This is a genomic window from Oliverpabstia intestinalis, from assembly GCF_009696065.1.
Classification (GTDB): Bacteria; Bacillota; Clostridia; order Lachnospirales; family Lachnospiraceae; genus Oliverpabstia; species Oliverpabstia intestinalis.
In genome coordinates this window covers 123,057-139,771 of the sequence record NZ_VUMS01000007.1, presented here as the reverse complement: position 1 = coordinate 139,771, position 16,715 = coordinate 123,057, and the positions used below count along the sequence as shown (strand labels likewise).

13 protein-coding genes are annotated in these 16,715 nt (G+C 46.2%); 1 reads left to right on the top strand and 12 read right to left on the bottom strand.

Going from position 1 to position 16,715, the window contains the following annotated elements:
* Nucleotides 1-240 precede the first annotated feature (240 nt).
* The 8 genes from FYJ57_RS05310 to FYJ57_RS05275 form a co-directional block, all read right to left on the bottom strand.
* The gene (locus FYJ57_RS05310; protein WP_154431846.1) at nt 241-498 is read right to left on the bottom strand and encodes a hypothetical protein; all 258 of its coding nucleotides are present in this window, start codon (nt 496-498) and stop codon (nt 241-243) included.
* A gap of 42 nt (nt 499-540) precedes the next feature.
* On the bottom strand, nt 541-1,230 hold the full coding sequence (locus FYJ57_RS05305; protein ID WP_154431844.1) for a GntR family transcriptional regulator: 690 nt from the start codon (nt 1,228-1,230) through the stop codon (nt 541-543).
* 141 nt (nt 1,231-1,371) lie between these two features.
* Entirely contained in the window at nt 1,372-2,583 is a 1,212-nt protein-coding gene (gene pepT, locus FYJ57_RS05300) for a peptidase T (RefSeq protein WP_154431842.1), read from the bottom strand.
* Between the two features lie 87 nt (nt 2,584-2,670).
* Nucleotides 2,671-4,446, bottom strand: coding sequence for a peptide ABC transporter substrate-binding protein (locus tag FYJ57_RS05295; protein WP_154431841.1), 1,776 nt, complete (start codon nt 4,444-4,446; stop codon nt 2,671-2,673).
* 81 nt (nt 4,447-4,527) lie between these two features.
* On the bottom strand, nt 4,528-5,565 hold the full coding sequence (locus tag FYJ57_RS05290; protein WP_154431839.1) for an ABC transporter ATP-binding protein: 1,038 nt from the start codon (nt 5,563-5,565) through the stop codon (nt 4,528-4,530).
* Nucleotides 5,558-6,613: an ABC transporter ATP-binding protein gene (locus tag FYJ57_RS05285; protein ID WP_154431837.1), complete on the bottom strand. Its 1,056-nt coding sequence runs from the start codon at nt 6,611-6,613 to the stop codon at nt 5,558-5,560. The genes FYJ57_RS05290 and FYJ57_RS05285 overlap by 8 nt, the downstream gene beginning before the upstream one ends.
* A gap of 16 nt (nt 6,614-6,629) precedes the next feature.
* Nucleotides 6,630-7,976, bottom strand: coding sequence for an ABC transporter permease (locus FYJ57_RS05280; RefSeq protein ID WP_154431835.1), 1,347 nt, complete (start codon nt 7,974-7,976; stop codon nt 6,630-6,632).
* Between the two features lie 4 nt (nt 7,977-7,980).
* Nucleotides 7,981-8,922 (bottom strand): ABC transporter permease, encoded by a 942-nt coding sequence (locus FYJ57_RS05275; protein ID WP_022171945.1) that lies wholly within the window; start codon nt 8,920-8,922, stop codon nt 7,981-7,983.
* A 330-nt stretch (nt 8,923-9,252) separates the two neighbouring features.
* On the opposite strand from FYJ57_RS05275, the gene FYJ57_RS05270 reads away from it, so the two are divergent.
* Complete coding sequence (locus FYJ57_RS05270; protein ID WP_154431832.1) at nt 9,253-10,272, top strand: M42 family metallopeptidase; 1,020 nt, start codon at nt 9,253-9,255, stop codon at nt 10,270-10,272.
* Between the two features lie 180 nt (nt 10,273-10,452).
* On the opposite strand, the gene FYJ57_RS05265 is transcribed toward FYJ57_RS05270, so the two are convergent.
* The 4 genes from FYJ57_RS05265 to FYJ57_RS05250 all read right to left on the bottom strand — a co-directional run bounded on the left by FYJ57_RS05265 (nt 10,453) and on the right by FYJ57_RS05250 (nt 16,557).
* Entirely contained in the window at nt 10,453-13,104 is a 2,652-nt protein-coding gene (locus FYJ57_RS05265; protein ID WP_154431830.1) for a bifunctional amino acid transporter/iron-containing alcohol dehydrogenase, read from the bottom strand.
* Between the two features lie 30 nt (nt 13,105-13,134).
* A complete protein-coding gene (locus tag FYJ57_RS05260) occupies nt 13,135-13,728 on the bottom strand; it encodes a cytidylate kinase-like family protein (protein ID WP_022171942.1) in 594 nt (197 codons plus the stop codon).
* 13 nt (nt 13,729-13,741) lie between these two features.
* Complete coding sequence (locus FYJ57_RS05255) at nt 13,742-14,959, bottom strand: aspartate aminotransferase family protein (protein ID WP_154431828.1); 1,218 nt, start codon at nt 14,957-14,959, stop codon at nt 13,742-13,744.
* Nucleotides 14,960-15,201: 242 nt separating this feature from the next.
* A complete protein-coding gene (locus tag FYJ57_RS05250) occupies nt 15,202-16,557 on the bottom strand; it encodes an aspartate aminotransferase family protein (RefSeq protein WP_154431826.1) in 1,356 nt (451 codons plus the stop codon).
* Nucleotides 16,558-16,715: the final 158 nt, after the last annotated feature.

Genomic DNA, 16,715 nt, shown 5'->3' with positions numbered 1-16,715 from the left:
ATGTAATGACACGGCAATGTCTTTCAAGACGAATCAGTTCCATTGAACATCTTCAAAGAGAACTATCCGTTTGGGAAAACGAACGCAACAGTAATGAAGATGGCGTAAACTGGCAATTTAAAACAAAGGATGCGCGTATAAAGCTCACATCTTTGTATCCTAAGTTGTAATTAGGATACAAAGATTAGTTTAAATATCAACGTGTCATTACACTAGTATTCCCCATTCACGACACAACGCTCAGAGATCAAAATCTGTCTCAAAAACTCCTTCCGGTGTCTTCATCGTCAGAATTCCCAGATTAAAGTTATCATCAGAAACAGTGATATGATACTCAAATACCACATCTTCCTCAAATTTGGAAAGTACCAGATACGTTCCGTTTTCTTTTCCTTCGATCTGATCACAGATATCATCATAGACCCGTTCCCCGGATATTTCTCTCGGATATCCGGAAGCTTTAATTTTTTCTTCGATTGCCTGATATAATTCTTCCATGCTTTTTCTCCATCTTTTGCCAGAGCGTGTCTGAAAAAGGCTCTAGATTGCCATCATCCATGCCTGTTCCAGATCAGGATCTTTAATCTTTTGTTCCTGCATCATGCAGAAAATTGTCTTCCAGTAATGTTTTTTCACTTCATCGCAGATTTTTTCCGGATTGCCTTCCTTACAGGCTTTCAGAATCGCAATATGATTGTCGTACTGGTTTGCCATAATCTTTTCTTTTTCATTTACCAGTTCGTACCCTGCCAGCAGATTTCCATAGTACAGTTCTTTCCACGCTTTGGCAAGTCTCGGAAGTCCGGACATCAACACCAGCTGCTCATGAAAACAGTTGTCGTATTCAAAAACGCTCTCGAACTCTTCTGTTGAAATTTTTCTCATTCGCTCCAGAATCTCTTCCATTTTCTGTATCGTTTCCCCTGGTATTTTCCCGTTCAGAAACCGCACGCTGACGGCCTCATAGTTGGTACGAAGCAGATATACTTCATAGGAATCCCAGAAAGAAAATGTCCGCACGGAACATCCTACATTTCTGGTATACTCTACGATTCCTTCGTTTTCCAGCTGACGCAGTGCTTCCCTGATTGGCCCCCGGCTGGTCTGAAATTCGTGTGCCAGTTCCATTTCCACAATCCGCTCCCCAGGGTGTATCTGATGATTCATGATCTTGGTCCGGATTGCATTCACTACACTTTCTCTTAATGTTTGGTATAATAATTCGCTCATGTATCTTCCTGTCTTACTTTATTATCTTACCACGAAATATTTTATCTGAATTTCCGGGCACTGTAAAGTATTTCTTTTCTATTTAACAACACCAGATTGCTCCGTACTTCGTACTCCAGCAATCCGCCAAACCATTCGGTATTACATTTTCTTAATAATGTTTTTGATGATTTCCACGGACAGATCCATGCCTTCCACCGTGATGTGTTCAAACGGACCATGGAAGCCGTCTCCGCCGGTACCCAGGTTCGGACATGGCAGACCGACAAAGCTTAATCGTGCACCATCTGTGCCTCCGCGGATCGGGGCGATATCAGGTTCCACGCCTGCTTCTTTGCACGCCTCTTTTGCGTAATCGATCAACTGCATGCACGGCTCGATCTTCTCACGCATGTTGCGGTAAGATTCTTCGATCTTTACTTCCGCGGTTCCCTCGCCGTAGGTTTCGTTGATCTGTGCGACCGCCTGACGGAGTTTCTCCTGTTTTTCCACAAATGTGACCGGATCAAAGTCACGGATGATGTAACGCATCACTGCCTGTTCCACATTGCCGTTGAATTCGGTCATGTGATAGAATCCTTCATACCCTTCCGTCTTCTCCGGGCACGCATCTTTTGGAAGAAGTCCGTGGATTTCCATCGCGATGGTCTGTGCATTTTTCATGATATCTTTTGCACTCCCCGGATGCACATTGACACCATGAACAGTGACCTCCGCGCCTGCCGCGTTAAAGTTTTCAAACTGGATCTCACCTTCATGGCTTCCGTCTAACGTATATCCGTACGTTGCGCCGAATTCTTTGATTTTCAGATACTGTGCACCGCCACCCACTTCTTCGTCCGGGGTAAATGCGATGCAGATTTTTCCGTGTGGTGTCTTTTCCCGCATCAGGTCTTCTGCCGCTGTCAGGATCTCTGCAATCCCGGCCTTGTCATCGGCCCCCAGAAGAGAAGTTCCGTCGGTTGTGATCAGCGTTCTTCCCTTGTAACCTTTCAGTCTCGGAAAATCTTTTACTGCCAGAACTCTGCCGGAAGTTCCGAGCACCACATCTTCTCCGTTATAATCCTGAATGATCTGTGGTTTCACATTCTGCCCGTTAAAGTCCGGTGCGGTATCCAGATGCGCGATCAGACCAAGCGGCGTCACATCTTCCATTCCCTCCGTGGCCGGAAGATATCCGTAAACATATCCATATTCATCCATCGACACATCCGAAAGTCCCATCTCTTTCATCTCTTCTACCAGAAGATTCCCCAGGTCGAGCTGTCTTTTTGTAGTTGGAACCGTTGTGCTGTTTTCGTCGCTGGTCGTCCATACTGTAACATATTTCAGTAAGCGTTCATAAGCTTTCATCTTTTTTCTCCCTGCATTTTCCCTTTTTCTTTTAGAAAAATACAGCCCGGACTGCTTATCCGGGCTGTATCGTTGCATTGCATTTATTTATGCCTGATGGGTATATCCGAAGAAGAAATATCCCAGTGGGCAGTAGTACATACCTTCAATGCCGTCAGCCAGCATATATTTCTGTGTATAGAAGTACAGTGGAGCCAGTACGCTGTCTTCACCGATCAGTTTGTCTTCTGCCTGGTGCAGCAGATCCATACGTTCTGCGTTATCTGTTGTTGTCTTTGCCTGTTTGATCAGAGCGTCGTAATCGTCGTTTGCATACTGTGCATCGTTGTTTCCGCCACCTGTCATCCACATATCCAGGAAGGAGATCGGGTCGTTGTAGTCTGCGATCCAGCCGTTACGTGCGATGGAGTAGTCTCCGTCTTTACGTGTCTGCAGGAATGCTGCCCACTCCTGGTTGTTCAGGGTTACTTTTACGCCCAGTTCTTCTTCCCACATGAACTGCAGAGCTTCTGCTACAGCTTTGTGAGCATCACTGGTGTTGTACAGGTATTCTACAACCGGGAATCCTTCACCGTTCGGATATCCTGCATCTGCCAGAAGCTGTCTTGCTTCGTCACAGTTTGCTTCATAATCCGCATCGGTCGGTTTATAGTAATCTCCGCCTACTGTACGGAAATCGTCGCCCTCTGCACCGTCTGCATCATATACACCGGATGGAACAAATCCACCGGCTTCTACCTGTCCGGACTGTGTTACCTGGTTTACGATGTAAGTACGGTCGATTGCCAGAGAGAATGCTTTACGAACTCTCGGATCGTCGAAAGGTGCTTTCTGTGTCTGGAAGCATACATAGTAAGTTCCGATATAGTCTACGATCTTCATATCTCCGGAAGCGATCAGGTTAGCGATCTCTGCCTGCGGTACATCTTCGATGAAATCAAGTTCACCGGAGTTGAAACCGGACAGCATAGCGTTCTGGTCATCCATCAGTTTGAAGGTGATGGTTTCCGGTCCAAGGTTTTCTACATCATAGTAATTTTCATTTTTCTCTACTACAATCTGAGAGTTATGTGTCCACTCTTTCAGTTTGTATGCACCATTGGAGATATAAGTTGCTGTGTCAAATGTCCACTGGTCACCTGCTTTTTCGATCATATCTTCACGTACAGGCATCATAGCCGGGAATGCACACAATTCTTCAAAGTAGTTCAGGTCGTTTACCAGAGTTACTTCAAATGTTTTTTCGTCTAATGCTTTAGCAGCCAGTTCATCAGGATCTTTTTCACCTGCCATGATCTCATTGGCATTTACCACGCCATCCAGCATGTAGTTGTAGTCTGCTGCTGTTTCCGGATTTACCAGACGTTTCCAGGAGTACTCGAAATCACCTGCTGTTACATCTTTTCCGTCAGACCATTTGATGCCGTCACGCAATTTGAAAGTATAAGTTACAGTTCCGTCATCATTCTCTGTCTTTTCATAGCTTTCAGCCTGTCCGGGAACCAGTTTTCCGCTGTCAGCAGTTCCGTCAGTACCATTGGCAACTTCTCCGCTGTCTTCCCATTTCATCAGACCTTCAAACAGATGCAGGGCCATGATACTACCGTCTACAGAACTGTTCAGCGCCGGGTCCATAGTCATAGGTTCAGAAGCCAGGTTTACAGTAATGTTGAAGTCACCGTCGCTTGCTGTGTCCTCTGTTGCGGCGTCATCTTTGGTTTCTTCCTCTGCTGCGTCATCAGCAGTGTCTTCTGTTTTAGCTGCGCTGTCGTCTTTTGCTGTAGTGTTGCTGTTTCCGCAACCTGCAAACATAGATACGGTAAATGTTGCAGCTAACAGGATGGATAAAACTTTTTTCTTCATATTATCCTCTCTCCTTTTCCTTTTATTGATAAACAGGAGCATCCACTATCAGATTTCCTGCATTATCCGGTTATTTTTCATCTACTCTTCCAGCAGATGGCATGCTACCCAGTGACCTTTTTCGTACTCCTTAAAGGTCGGTACGACCTGTTTACATTTTTCGGTCGCATACGGGCAACGGGTATGGAACCGGCATCCGCTTGGCGGATTCATCGGAGACGGAATGTCTCCTTCGAGCACGATTCGCTGTCTGCTTCTGCTTACCTGCGGGTCCGGAACCGGAACTGCGGAGAGCAGCGTCTTGGTATATGGATGCAGTGGATGACGGTTCAGTTCATAACTTTCCGCAAGTTCCACCATAGTTCCCAGATACATCACACCGATACGGTGGGAAATATGTCTTACAACGGACAGATCATGTGCGATGAACAGATAAGTCAGTCCCATCTCATGCTGCATGTCTTCGAGCATGTTGACTACCTGTGACTGGATAGAAACATCCAGTGCGGAGATCGGTTCGTCACAGACGATGAATTCCGGATTGACTGCCAGCGCACGGGCAATACCGACACGCTGCTGCTGTCCACCGGAGAACTCGTGCGGATACCGGTTTGCATGCTCTGTGTTCAGTCCCACATGACCAAGCAGTTCCTTGATTCGGTCTGTTCTGTCCTGTTTACTCTTATATAATTTGTGAATATCCAATGCTTCACCGATGATCTCACCAACTGTCATACGTGGATCCAGGCTGGCTGACGGATCCTGGAAGATGATCTGCATCTTCCGGCGGTAAGGAAGCATATTCACCTGTTTTGCTTTTGGAACTTTCACCTGGCGCAGAATACCATTTTCATCTTTCTGCCACGGGTCTTTTCCTTCAAAAATAGTTTTGCCGTCATAGATGATCTTTCCGGAAGTCGGATTATACAGCTGTAATACCGTGCGTCCGAAAGTCGTCTTACCACAACCGGACTCTCCTACCAGACCAAGGGTTTCTCCTCTTTTAATCTTAATGGAGATATCTTCCACAGCCTGTACACCAGGTCCCTTCACACCTTTGATCGGGAAATATTTTTTCAGGTGTTCAACCTGAACGAGGGTATCATTTTTCTCACTCATGGCTGCCTGCCTCCGTTTTTTCATTATTTTTCTCTGCTGCTTTCTGTGCTTTCATCTGTTCCTGTACGCACAGCCAGCATGCGGCACGATGATTATCCCCAAGTTCCACATACGGCGGCATCTTCTGCAGACAGATCTTCATGGCACTTTCACAACGTGGTGCAAACGGACATCCCTCCGGCGGATTCAGCATATCGACCGGTGTTCCTTCGATTGGGATCAGACGTTCGTAACTTTCCGCATCCACACGCGGCATGGAACGAAGAAGTCCTCTGGTATACGGATGACCCGGTGCATAGAAGATATCATCTACCGGACCCTGCTCCACCATCTTACCTGCATACATAACTGATACCTTGTCACAGATTTCAGCCACAACACCCAGGTTATGTGTAATGAAAATAATACCCATCTGATTGGTCTTCTGAAGTTTCTTCATCAGTTCCAGAATCTGTGCCTGAATGGTTACGTCAAGGGCAGTTGTCGGTTCATCTGCGATCAGAAGTTTCGGATGACAGATCAGACCCATAGCGATCATGACACGCTGACGCATACCACCGGAAAGTTCGTGAGGATACTGTTTCATACGTTTTTCCACGTTATTGATTCCTACTTCCTCAAGCATCTCCATCGCACGTTTCTGTGCTTCTTCTTTATTGATATTTTTATCATGGGCTTTCAGTGCCTCCACCAGCTGATTACCGATGGTGTATACCGGATTCAGACAGGTCATCGGGTTCTGGAAGATCATGGCTACTTCATTTCCACGGAAGTTTACCATCTCCGCCGGTGTCTTCGCCAGGACATCCTGACCCTCGAAAGTGATAGAACCACCGATTACTTTTCCTGGATTCTGTAACAGGCCGATGATCGAATATGCTTCCACACTCTTTCCGGATCCAGACTCTCCTACAACGCCCATAACTTCATTATAATTCACATCGTAACTGATGCCGTTTACTGCTTTTACTTCTCCTGCCGGAGTGAAGAAAGAGACCTGGAGATCTCTGACTTCCAACAACTTGTCAGCTTTTTTATTCTGTTCCATTATGTCTCTCCCTTTCTTATTTTTTCAGCTTCGGATCTAATGCATCACGAAGACCGTCACCAAACAGATTCAGGGACAGGATCATAACACTCAGGATCACTGCCGGGATGAACAGTCGGTACGGATAGGTTTTCAGTCCGCTCAGTGCTTCGGAACACATGGATCCCAGACTGGTCAGCGGTGCAGATACACCCACACCCAGAAAAGATAAGAAAGATTCCAGGAAGATTGCTGACGGAATCTGCAGGAATGTTGTGGTAACAATCTGTCCGATACAGTTCGGAAGCAGATGCTTACCGATGATACGTCCGCCCTTTGCACCCAGTGCTCTCGCAGCAGTTACATATTCCTGCTGTTTTAACTGCAGGATCTGTCCACGGATGATACGGCTCATGGTTACCCAGTACAGAAGACCAAAAGCGATAAACATGGAGATCAGGTTCGGTCCAAGGAGTGTTACCAGTTTCTGGAACACGCCGTCTCCGGAGTTCTGGAACTGTTCCAGTGCCGGTTTTAAGGTTGCGGATAACAGCAGGATGATCAGCATCTCCGGGATGGAGTAGATAATCTCTACGATTCGCTGCATCACGTTGTCCACCATGCCGCCACAGTAACCGGATATGGAACCGTACAGTGCACCGATGATCAGTACCAGAATCGCTGCACAGATACCTACGATGATGGATACACGGGAACCAACCATAACGCGGACCATGATATCACGGCCCTGATCATCCGTACCGAACACATGCGGGAATACCTTTTCTCCTGCTGCCTTGCGCTCCAGTTCTTTGTTGGAGTATCCAAATATGCTGTGTTTGATACCCAGTACTTTGGCAGCTTCTTCTTCTGTCACTGCCTCTTCGTCAGCAGACTGCTGAGATACGGTTGCTTTCGCACGGATCTTTGCTTCATCTACACGGCTTAAGGTCTCACCTTTGGCTTCTGCTTCCTGCCGTGCCTGTTCTACCGCTTCGTCCGGTGTCAGGTTTCCTGCACCGTTATGTTCTTCCATGTAAGCATTGATCTTATCCTGATCCTCCAGGCTGTAGTGCCATGGATGTAAAGATTCGGAACCACGGATCTGCTGTTTGTAAGTATAAGGAACGACAGACGGTCCCACGAAAGCGAAAACAGAAAGCAGGATGATGATCACCAGTGCCACCATCGCAACCGTGTTTTTACGAAGACGTCTCCATGCATCCTTCCAGTAAGATACGCTTCTGCGATCCTGAATAAAGTTTTCTTTTTCCTCTGATGTTGCCGGATCAAATGCATCTGCCGGCAGATCGTTCCACTGCAGAATATCCTCGATATTTGGCTGAAGCGAGCCCGGTTTGTTAAATCTTTTCTTATCGGACATAACCTTAATTTCCTCCCTTCACCAGATTAATTCGCGGATCTACCAGTTTGTAACACAGGTCTACCACCAGGTTCATGACAATGATAAATGCTGCCAGGAAAATGGTAGTTCCCATGATCAGCGGATAATCTCGGTTCTGGATCGCCTGTACAAAATAACGTCCCAGTCCCGGAATAGAAAATACAGTCTCTACGACAAGACCACCACACAGGGTAAATGCGATCTGCGGTCCCAGGTAAGTAATAACCGGAATCAACGCATTACGAAGTGCATGTTTGAAAATGATCTTGCTGTTTTTCAGTCCCTTTGCTCTGGCTGTCTTGATGTATTCCTGATTAATAGAATCCAACATGGCAGTTCTTGTCTGTCTGGACAGATAACACATCGGATAGAAGCCTAACGCTGCACAGGGCAGTACATAACTTGCCGGTGTTCCGTCAAAAAGTGCCGGAAATACTTTCACTCCTTCGATACCGCCACAGAGTGTATGTAACAGTAAGGTTGCCACTACAAATCCCGGCATGGAAATACCGATGGTACACAGCACACGCAGAAAGCTGTCCACCCAGGTTCCTCTCTTAAAAGCTGCGAGACATCCCAGCGGAACACCCACGATCACCGCCCACAGCAGAGCAAGGCTGCCGACTTTTGCGGAAACCGGAAACATCTCTTTGATGATTTCGATAACCGGACGGTTTTTCTGCATCTTAATGGAAGTGCCGAAATCTCCCTGTGCAAGGTTTTTCAGATATTTACCAAGCTGAATATATTTTGGCTGATCCAGTCCGTATTTTGCATTCAGTGCCTGAATGGTTGCCTCGGATGGCGTCTTTTCTGATAACCACGGATTACCGGGAATTGCATTCATCAGAAAGAAGGTAATACAGGCAACAAGCAACAGCGTAACAAATGCCATACAGACTCTTCGAACTGTGTATTTTGTCATTTTCTACACCTTTCCTCTCTTTTTCATCTCTCCTGTCGATTGTGGATTGTCGACAATATACGATATTATAGCCACTTTAACGTAGTAATGTCAAGAAAAATGGACGAATTTGTTTTTATTTTTCGCACACATGTGCGCACATCGCGGATACTCTTTAAAAATTGTCCCCAGAAGAGGGATTTCCTTTTTTTGTTCTTTTTTATTGTTCAATTCTATAACTACTATTTTATGCCTGTTCTTTTCTCTTTATAACTTTATTTTCCGGTTGACCTTTTTTCATTCGCTGTTTACAATGAAGTTACTTATTATCTATTTCAGGAGGAACATCACATGAATTCTCATATGGATTTTATTAAAGAACAGCTGTATGCACTGACCGGTATTCCTAGCCCTTCTGGCTTCACAAAGAAAGTGACCGATTATCTTTTATCTGAACTGACTGCTCTCGGATTCGCTCCGGAACGTTCCAGAAAAGGAAATGTTTTTGTCACTCTGGGAGGCTCCGGCTCTCCGCTTGTACTGGCTGCCCATGTAGATACCCTGGGTGCTATGGTGCGCTCCATCAAAGAGAACGGACGCCTTCGCCCGACAACCCTTGGTGGTCATCAGTGGTCCACCGCAGATGGGGAGAATTGTACGATTCACACCCGGGACGGCAGGATCTATACCGGCGTTGTCCTGAACATCGAACCATCTGCACATGTAGCTGATCAAAAAATGGAACAGATTGAAGAGCATATGGAGATCCTCCTGGATGAAAATACAGATTCCAGAGAAAGCACCCTTGCTCTTGGGATCCAGACCGGAGATATCATCGCCATGGATCCGCGCACAGTAATTACAGAAAGTGGTTATATCAAAAGCCGTTTTCTCGATGATAAGCTCTCCGCAGCAATATTGCTCGGACTGGCTCACGCGGTAAAAGAAGACGGACTGAACCTGAACAGGAAAGTTTCTTTATTATTTACAGTTTATGAAGAAGTGGGGCACGGCGGAAGCTTTGTATCAGAGGATACCGAGGAAATGATCTCCGTTGATATGGGTTGTGTCGGTGCTGATCTTGCCTGTACCGAACGAATGGTATCTATCTGTGCCAAAGATTCCGGAGGACCTTACAATTATGATCTGGTAACTGCTCTTTCTGCGGTTGCAAAAGAACAGCACCTCGGTTATGCCATTGACGTCTATCCGCATTACGGATCTGATGTGGAGGCAACTCTCCGTGCCGGTTATGATATCCGCCACGGCCTGATCGGTCCGGGTGTCTATGCGTCTCATAACTATGAACGTTCTCATATGGATGGCGTGCGGAATACGTTTGAACTGCTGAAAACATATGTGACACAGTAATTGCAGGAAACTATACTCATTTGACGGTTTTTCAGACTCCGTGCAGACACAGATTGTGATTCGTTATCTGCGCAAATGAATGATCCATGTAGAATGTTAAAAAAAGAAAGATACAGAAGGCCTCCTGTTTTGGATTCTTTCTGTATCTTTCTTTTTATCTTTTTTCAGAGAACTATTCTTTTACAGTGCTTTTCTGTAAATCTCCGCAATCTCCTCTTTCGAGAATACAACCGGGTTATTCATGACACCGGCGGCAGATACTTTCATGCAGTTTTCTGCCATCCACGGGATGTCTTCTTCTTTGATTCCAAGATCCGACAGGGTACAATCCAGATTCAGTTTTTTCAACAGGGTACGGATCTTGGTTGAACAGTCTTCTGCAGTCATTCCACCCATGATCCTTGCGATCTTACTGAATTTTTCGCGGTTTCCTTTGTAGGATGCCTCGATGATCACCGGAGTCAGTGCGGCAAGTCCCTGACCGTGAACGATATTTTTCAGGCCGCTTGCCGGATGTTCCATCCCGTGTGCCAGGGTAACACCGGCGGTGTTGATCACCATACCGCCGATGGTGCTTGCCAGGGTGATCTTCTCCCATCCTTCCTTACCTGCAGTACCGTTATAGACATCCACCAGATTATGGGCAATCAGATCAATCGCATATAAACTCAGCGCATCGGTAAAAGGCTGTGCGATTCTCGATGTATACGCCTCAATATTATGACACAGTGCATCGAAGGCAACCGAAGCCAGCACTTTCTTCGGCATTGTCATCATGCACTCCGGATCGATGATGGACACTTTTGCCACGATCGCATTGCAGCGCAGAGATTTCTTATCGCCATTTTCCGGATTGGTCAGTACCGCAAATCCGTTTCCTTCCGATCCGGTACCACAGGTGGTCGGAATCAGAACCAGAGGCAGTGCCTCATCACTTCTTAACCGGTTATAAATATAATCGCTGATATCGCCCTTATTTTTACTCAAGAATGCAATCGCTTTCGCGCAGTCCATGATGCTTCCTCCACCGATGGCAACTACTACGTCACAGTGGTTTTCTTTTGCAAATGCTGCGCCCTCTTCTGCTGTCGTCGTCAGCGGGTTCTGGCTGACTTTATCGTACAGCACCGTAGTAAGTCCTGCTGCCTCAAGACTGTCTTTGACTTTATCATAGATACCGGATTTCTTCGCACTGCTTCGTCCGGTGACGATCAATGCTTTCTTACCATATGGTTTCGTCAGTTCGCCTGCTTTCTTTACCTTACCGGAACCAAATACAATATTGACCGGAAGAAAGTAAGAAAAGTCGATTGCCGGTGTTTCTTCTTTTTCCACTTTTTCGGAACGGACAGTTTCCAGTGCTTTCTCCAGTGTTGTTGTCACTGCATCCGGCTCGGTATTCAGCTCTTCTACCTCTACATCGATATGAGAAGCGAATTTTTCTTTGTATTTTAATTTACACCCTATACAAAAGACAACACCCAGGATAGACCAGCCGCCTACCATGGCCCATTCCTGAACCACCAGTGTGGAACCGGAACCTGGAATCATGTACATAACAACCATGAAGCCGGACATAAGTACGGCAATGGCACCTACTATTTTATAATGTTTTACTTTATATGGTCTTGCCATCTCCGGTGCTTTCGTGCGAAGGATAATGAAAGAAGCTGCTACCATACAGTACGCCAGACAGCAACCGAAGTTACCTGCATCCACGATCCAGACAAGCATCTTTCTTCCTAAAAACGGTGCTGCTACAGAAAGTCCACCGATCAGAAGCAGAGCATTTACCGGAGTTTTGTGTTTTTTATGTAATTTTGAGAAAGGACGCGGAATCATATAAGACTCTGCCATAGAATACATGGCACGGCTTCCACCGATCAGGAATGAGTTCCAACTGGTGATAATACCGCACATACCACCGACGATCAGCACCTTGGACATAACACTGCTATTAAAGGCCTTCGCCATGGCATCTGCCGTCACCAGACCGCTTCCGGACAGAGAGATCTCAATATCGGCCGGACTCATCACATATCCAACGCCGAAGATGATCAGCGCATAGAAGACAACGGCCAGGACAATGGAAAAAATCATAATCTTACCGATCTTTTTTAATGGTACATTGATTTCTTCCGCTGCCTGAGGGATAACATCAAAACCGATAAAGAAGAACGGTGTTACCACTGCCACACTGAAGACGGATTTGATCACTGTAGAAGCGGAGTCGCCTACAAAAAGCTGTGGCTCCAGATTTGCCACATCACCGGTAATCACAGAAGATGCGATCAGAAGAAGACCTACACCTCCGATGATCACAGTCAGCACTGTCTGTAACACGGCTGCCGTCTTGGCTCCCAGAATATTGATTATAGTCATGAAGATGGCTACCAGGATCGCCACAGCAAGCCAGGAAGCATAAATATCAAATCCCGCCACCGTATACAGATATCCCTTCAGAAATCCCGGATAAATATAGGTAATGATCGTCGGCAGTGCACAGGCTTCAAAGCATACGACACTGACATAACCGAGTACGATTGCCCAGGTACAGATAAAGGATCCGATCGGTCCCATTGCCTTGTAGCTGAAAACATGTTCCCCACCACACTGGGGCATGGCAGCGGTCAATTCCGCATAAGTCAGGCCAACGAAAAAGATCATCACGCCGCCGAGAGCAAAGCCGATCATGGCTCCCAGCACGCCGCCCCTCTGGATCCAGTCACCAGAGGATACGACCCAGCCCCAGCCGATCATAGCTCCAAATGCTATGACCAGAATATCCCAGGCACTGAATACTTTATCAAATTCTGATTTTTTCTTATCCATAAACACTCACTTCCTTTTCTCATTCTCTCCTCAGTCTTCGAATCGAAGATCGATCATCTGCAACATATACTGTGCTGTTTTCTCCCAGCCAAGTACGCTGCTGTCGATCATCATATGACGTCCTTTCCGGTCACCCCGGTAAGAACCGGTCATATATTTGTAACGGGAATGAAGCATCTCGTCATGATATTTCACCAGTTCTGCCGCTTCTTTCCGGCCAATGTTTTTCTTTTCCATCGTTGCCTGGATCCGGACTTCTTCCGGAGCATAGACGAAAAAGTTCAGGGTATCTTTCCGATCTTTCAGAATATAGTTGCTGCATCGTCCGATGATGACGCAGGAAGATTTCTCTGCAAACTTCTGAATAACCTCAAACTGGTTATAAATAACACGGTTTGTCAGATTTGCATACCGTGGACCATACTGTGTCTCAAAGCTGTATAAAACATTACTTCCGGCATCTGCCTTTTTTACCAGGTCACGGTCAACACCAATCTGTTCCACAACTTTATCCACGAGATCACGGTCGTAAAATTCGATTCCCAGTGCCTGGGCGATCCGTTTTCCGATCTCCGGACCGCCTGCACCGTATTCACATCCGATGGTGATTACTTTATGTTTCATAGGTCATCCTCCATTATTTTTCCAGTGCTTCTACGGCTTCTCTGATGATTGCCACTGCTTTATCACAATCCTCTTTGTTGATGATAAGCGGTGGGATCATACGGACAATATGAGCTCCGATGGCTGTGATCAGCAGATGTCTGTGCAGACATTCATGTTTCACATCCACACCGGAGATGGTATCGTCAAATTCCACACCAACCAGGAGTCCCTGTCCTCTGACTTCTTTTACATGCGGAAGTGTCTTTAACTGTTCCATAAAATATGCACCTATCTTTGCAGCATTTCCTGCAAGATCTCGATCCAGAAGTTCATTGACCTCTGCCAGCGCTGCCGCGCAGCATACCGGATGTCCGCCAAAAGTCGTACCATGAGATCCCGGGGTGAATGCTTTGGCTACCTCTGCAGTTGCACAGATCGCACCGATCGGCATTCCGCCACCCAGAGCTTTTGCCATAGATACAATATCCGGTTTGATTCCATAATTCATAAAGGACATCACTTTACCTGTTCTGCACCAGCCGGTCTGTACTTCATCGATCAGAAGGAGCATCTCATGTTCATCACAGAATTCTCTCAGTCCCCGCATAAATTCCATGGTTGCCGGATGAACACCGCCTTCACCCTGTACCGGCTCTACCATGATCGCAATGGTATCTTCGGTACATGCATCTTTGAATGCCTGCAGGTTATTGTACTCTGCATAGGTAAATCCATCCGTCATCGGTCCGAATCCGATCTGACATCCGTTATCCGGCTGTCCGGTTGCAGACATGGCACCGAAGGTTCTTCCGTGGAAGCCCATGGATGCGGTTACGATGTTGTATCTCTTCGGTCCGTATTTTTCTACCCCATATTTTCTTGCCATCTTGATCATCGCTTCGTTGGCTTCTGTACCGGAGTTCTGATAAAAGATCTTGTCCATGCCAATGGTAGTGCAGATTTTTTCTGCCAGCAGAGCCTGCGGAATGGTGTAAGGGTAGTTAAAAGTATGCATGATATCTTCTACCTGATCCTTCACTGCTGCTACCACTTTTTCATTACAGTTTCCGGCGGAGTTTACAGCGATTCCTGCATAAAAATCCAGATAAGGAGTTCCGTTTTCGTCATACATATACTGATCTTTTGCTGTCTCAGCCAGAAAATCGAATCTCTCATAAGTCTCGATCATATATTTGTCTACTTTGTCTTTGATGTCCTGGAATGTGAGTCCTGTGTCTTTTAATTTCATAGTGTTGTCCTCCCTGATTTTTGTTTATGAAATATGTTTTATAACGCACCCCTGCGGAGCGTGTTTCTCAAGTTATCGCAGCAGTCACCAAGGTCTCATGCAAGCATGGACTTTAACTTGCTGCCCGCGTAAATCAAAACAAAAAGACGGCAGGAAACTGTTTATTCAGCGCCTTTGCCGTCTTTTTATATTTTCTGTTTTTTATTCTATAGCGATTTTCATGAATATTTCTAAAGTTCCGGTTACAGATTTTCTATGATAGCATCTTCGAAAATCTTTAATCCTGCTTCCATCTGCTCATCAGTCATGCACAGCGGTGCCAGAAAACGGATGACATTTCCTGCGGAACCGGCATTTTCAAGAAGCAGACCTTTCTGTAATGCCGACTGGATCAGTTGCTTTACAAATTCCGGATTCGGTTCTTTGCTTTCTTTGTCTTTGACAAATTCCACACCGATCATTCCGCCAAGTCCTCGGACATCCCCGATTACGGAATATTTTTCTTTCATCTTTTCGAAAGCTTCTGTGACCACTTTGCCGATATGCATCGATTTTCCACAGTAATCTTCTGCTTTCATGATTTCCATGGTTTTGATGGCTGCCGCACAGGCTAACGGGTTGCCACAGTAGGTTCCGCCGATGGTTCCTGCCGGTGCCGCATCCATAACTTCTGCTCTTGCGGTGATCGCACTGATCGGAACGCCGGCTCCCATGGATTTTGCAGTGGCGATGATATCCGGTGCTGCGCCGGCTTCTTTCCAGTACTCGGATGCAAAGTATTTTCCGGTTCTGCAATTACCACACTGTACTTCATCGGCGATCAGCATGATGCCGTTATCATCACAGATCTTTCTCAGTTTCTTTACAAATTCGATCGGCGCCGGGATGAATCCACCTTCGCCCTGTAATGGTTCAAGGATAACAGCTGCCACATCACTGGCAGGTGTGGCTTCATCGAAAAGTTTCAGGAATTTTTCGATGTAATAGTCAATAGCTTCCTCTTCGGTGTATCCTTTCGGTGCACGGTACAGATATGGAAATTCCGCACGGTAGATGCCTGCCGGGAAAGGTCCCATACCAAGGGCGTAGGCTTTCTTTGCAGTCAGTGCCATGGTCAGGTTGGTTCTTCCGTGGAATGCACCGGAGAAACAGATGATATTATTTCTTCCTGTATAGGCTTTTGCAATCTTGATCGCATTTTCATCTGCCTCGGCTCCGGAGTTTGCAAAATATGTTTTCATCTTGTCACCGCGGCATGGCATTGTCTCATCAAACATCTCTGCCAGTTTTACATATCCTTCATGTGCATAGACATTGAAGATGCCGTGGAAATATTTGTCCGCCTGGGCTTTCACTGCCTCAACAACTTCCGGGTTACTGTATCCGATATTCAGAACACCGACACCACCGATCCAGTCAAGGAAACGGTTCCCATCCACGTCTTCCAGCATGGCTCCCTCTCCTCTTCCCATACAGATCGGATAAGTAGTTCCGCACATAGCTTTCGGAATCGCTGCATCACGCCGTTTTAAAAGTTCCGCAGCTTTCGGTCCCGGTACACTTCCTGTTACAAGCTCAGGTAATGCTTCTCTTAACATTTCTGTCTCCTCCTTTATGTCTCATTCCAATGGAATTCTAATCTAAAAAATCAAAAAGGCACGATCACAGCTTTTTAACTGTATCGCGCCTTTGCTTGTATCCTATATTATCACACTTTCCTGTTCTGTCCATCGTCACCGTGCACATGGTTTTTGTG

Coding starts and splice junctions, on each gene's coding strand:
- FYJ57_RS05310 (WP_154431846.1), bottom strand. CDS start 498: ATGGAAGAATTATATCAGGCAATCGAAGAAAAAATTAAAGCTTCCGGA.
- FYJ57_RS05305 (WP_154431844.1), bottom strand. CDS start 1,230: ATGAGCGAATTATTATACCAAACATTAAGAGAAAGTGTAGTGAATGCA.
- pepT (WP_154431842.1), bottom strand. CDS start 2,583: ATGAAAGCTTATGAACGCTTACTGAAATATGTTACAGTATGGACGACC.
- FYJ57_RS05295 (WP_154431841.1), bottom strand. CDS start 4,446: ATGAAGAAAAAAGTTTTATCCATCCTGTTAGCTGCAACATTTACCGTA.
- FYJ57_RS05290 (WP_154431839.1), bottom strand. CDS start 5,565: ATGAGTGAGAAAAATGATACCCTCGTTCAGGTTGAACACCTGAAAAAA.
- FYJ57_RS05285 (WP_154431837.1), bottom strand. CDS start 6,613: ATGGAACAGAATAAAAAAGCTGACAAGTTGTTGGAAGTCAGAGATCTC.
- FYJ57_RS05280 (WP_154431835.1), bottom strand. CDS start 7,976: ATGTCCGATAAGAAAAGATTTAACAAACCGGGCTCGCTTCAGCCAAAT.
- FYJ57_RS05275 (WP_022171945.1), bottom strand. CDS start 8,922: ATGACAAAATACACAGTTCGAAGAGTCTGTATGGCATTTGTTACGCTG.
- FYJ57_RS05270 (WP_154431832.1), top strand. CDS start 9,253: ATGAATTCTCATATGGATTTTATTAAAGAACAGCTGTATGCACTGACC.
- FYJ57_RS05265 (WP_154431830.1), bottom strand. CDS start 13,104: ATGGATAAGAAAAAATCAGAATTTGATAAAGTATTCAGTGCCTGGGAT.
- FYJ57_RS05260 (WP_022171942.1), bottom strand. CDS start 13,728: ATGAAACATAAAGTAATCACCATCGGATGTGAATACGGTGCAGGCGGT.
- FYJ57_RS05255 (WP_154431828.1), bottom strand. CDS start 14,959: ATGAAATTAAAAGACACAGGACTCACATTCCAGGACATCAAAGACAAA.
- FYJ57_RS05250 (WP_154431826.1), bottom strand. CDS start 16,557: ATGTTAAGAGAAGCATTACCTGAGCTTGTAACAGGAAGTGTACCGGGA.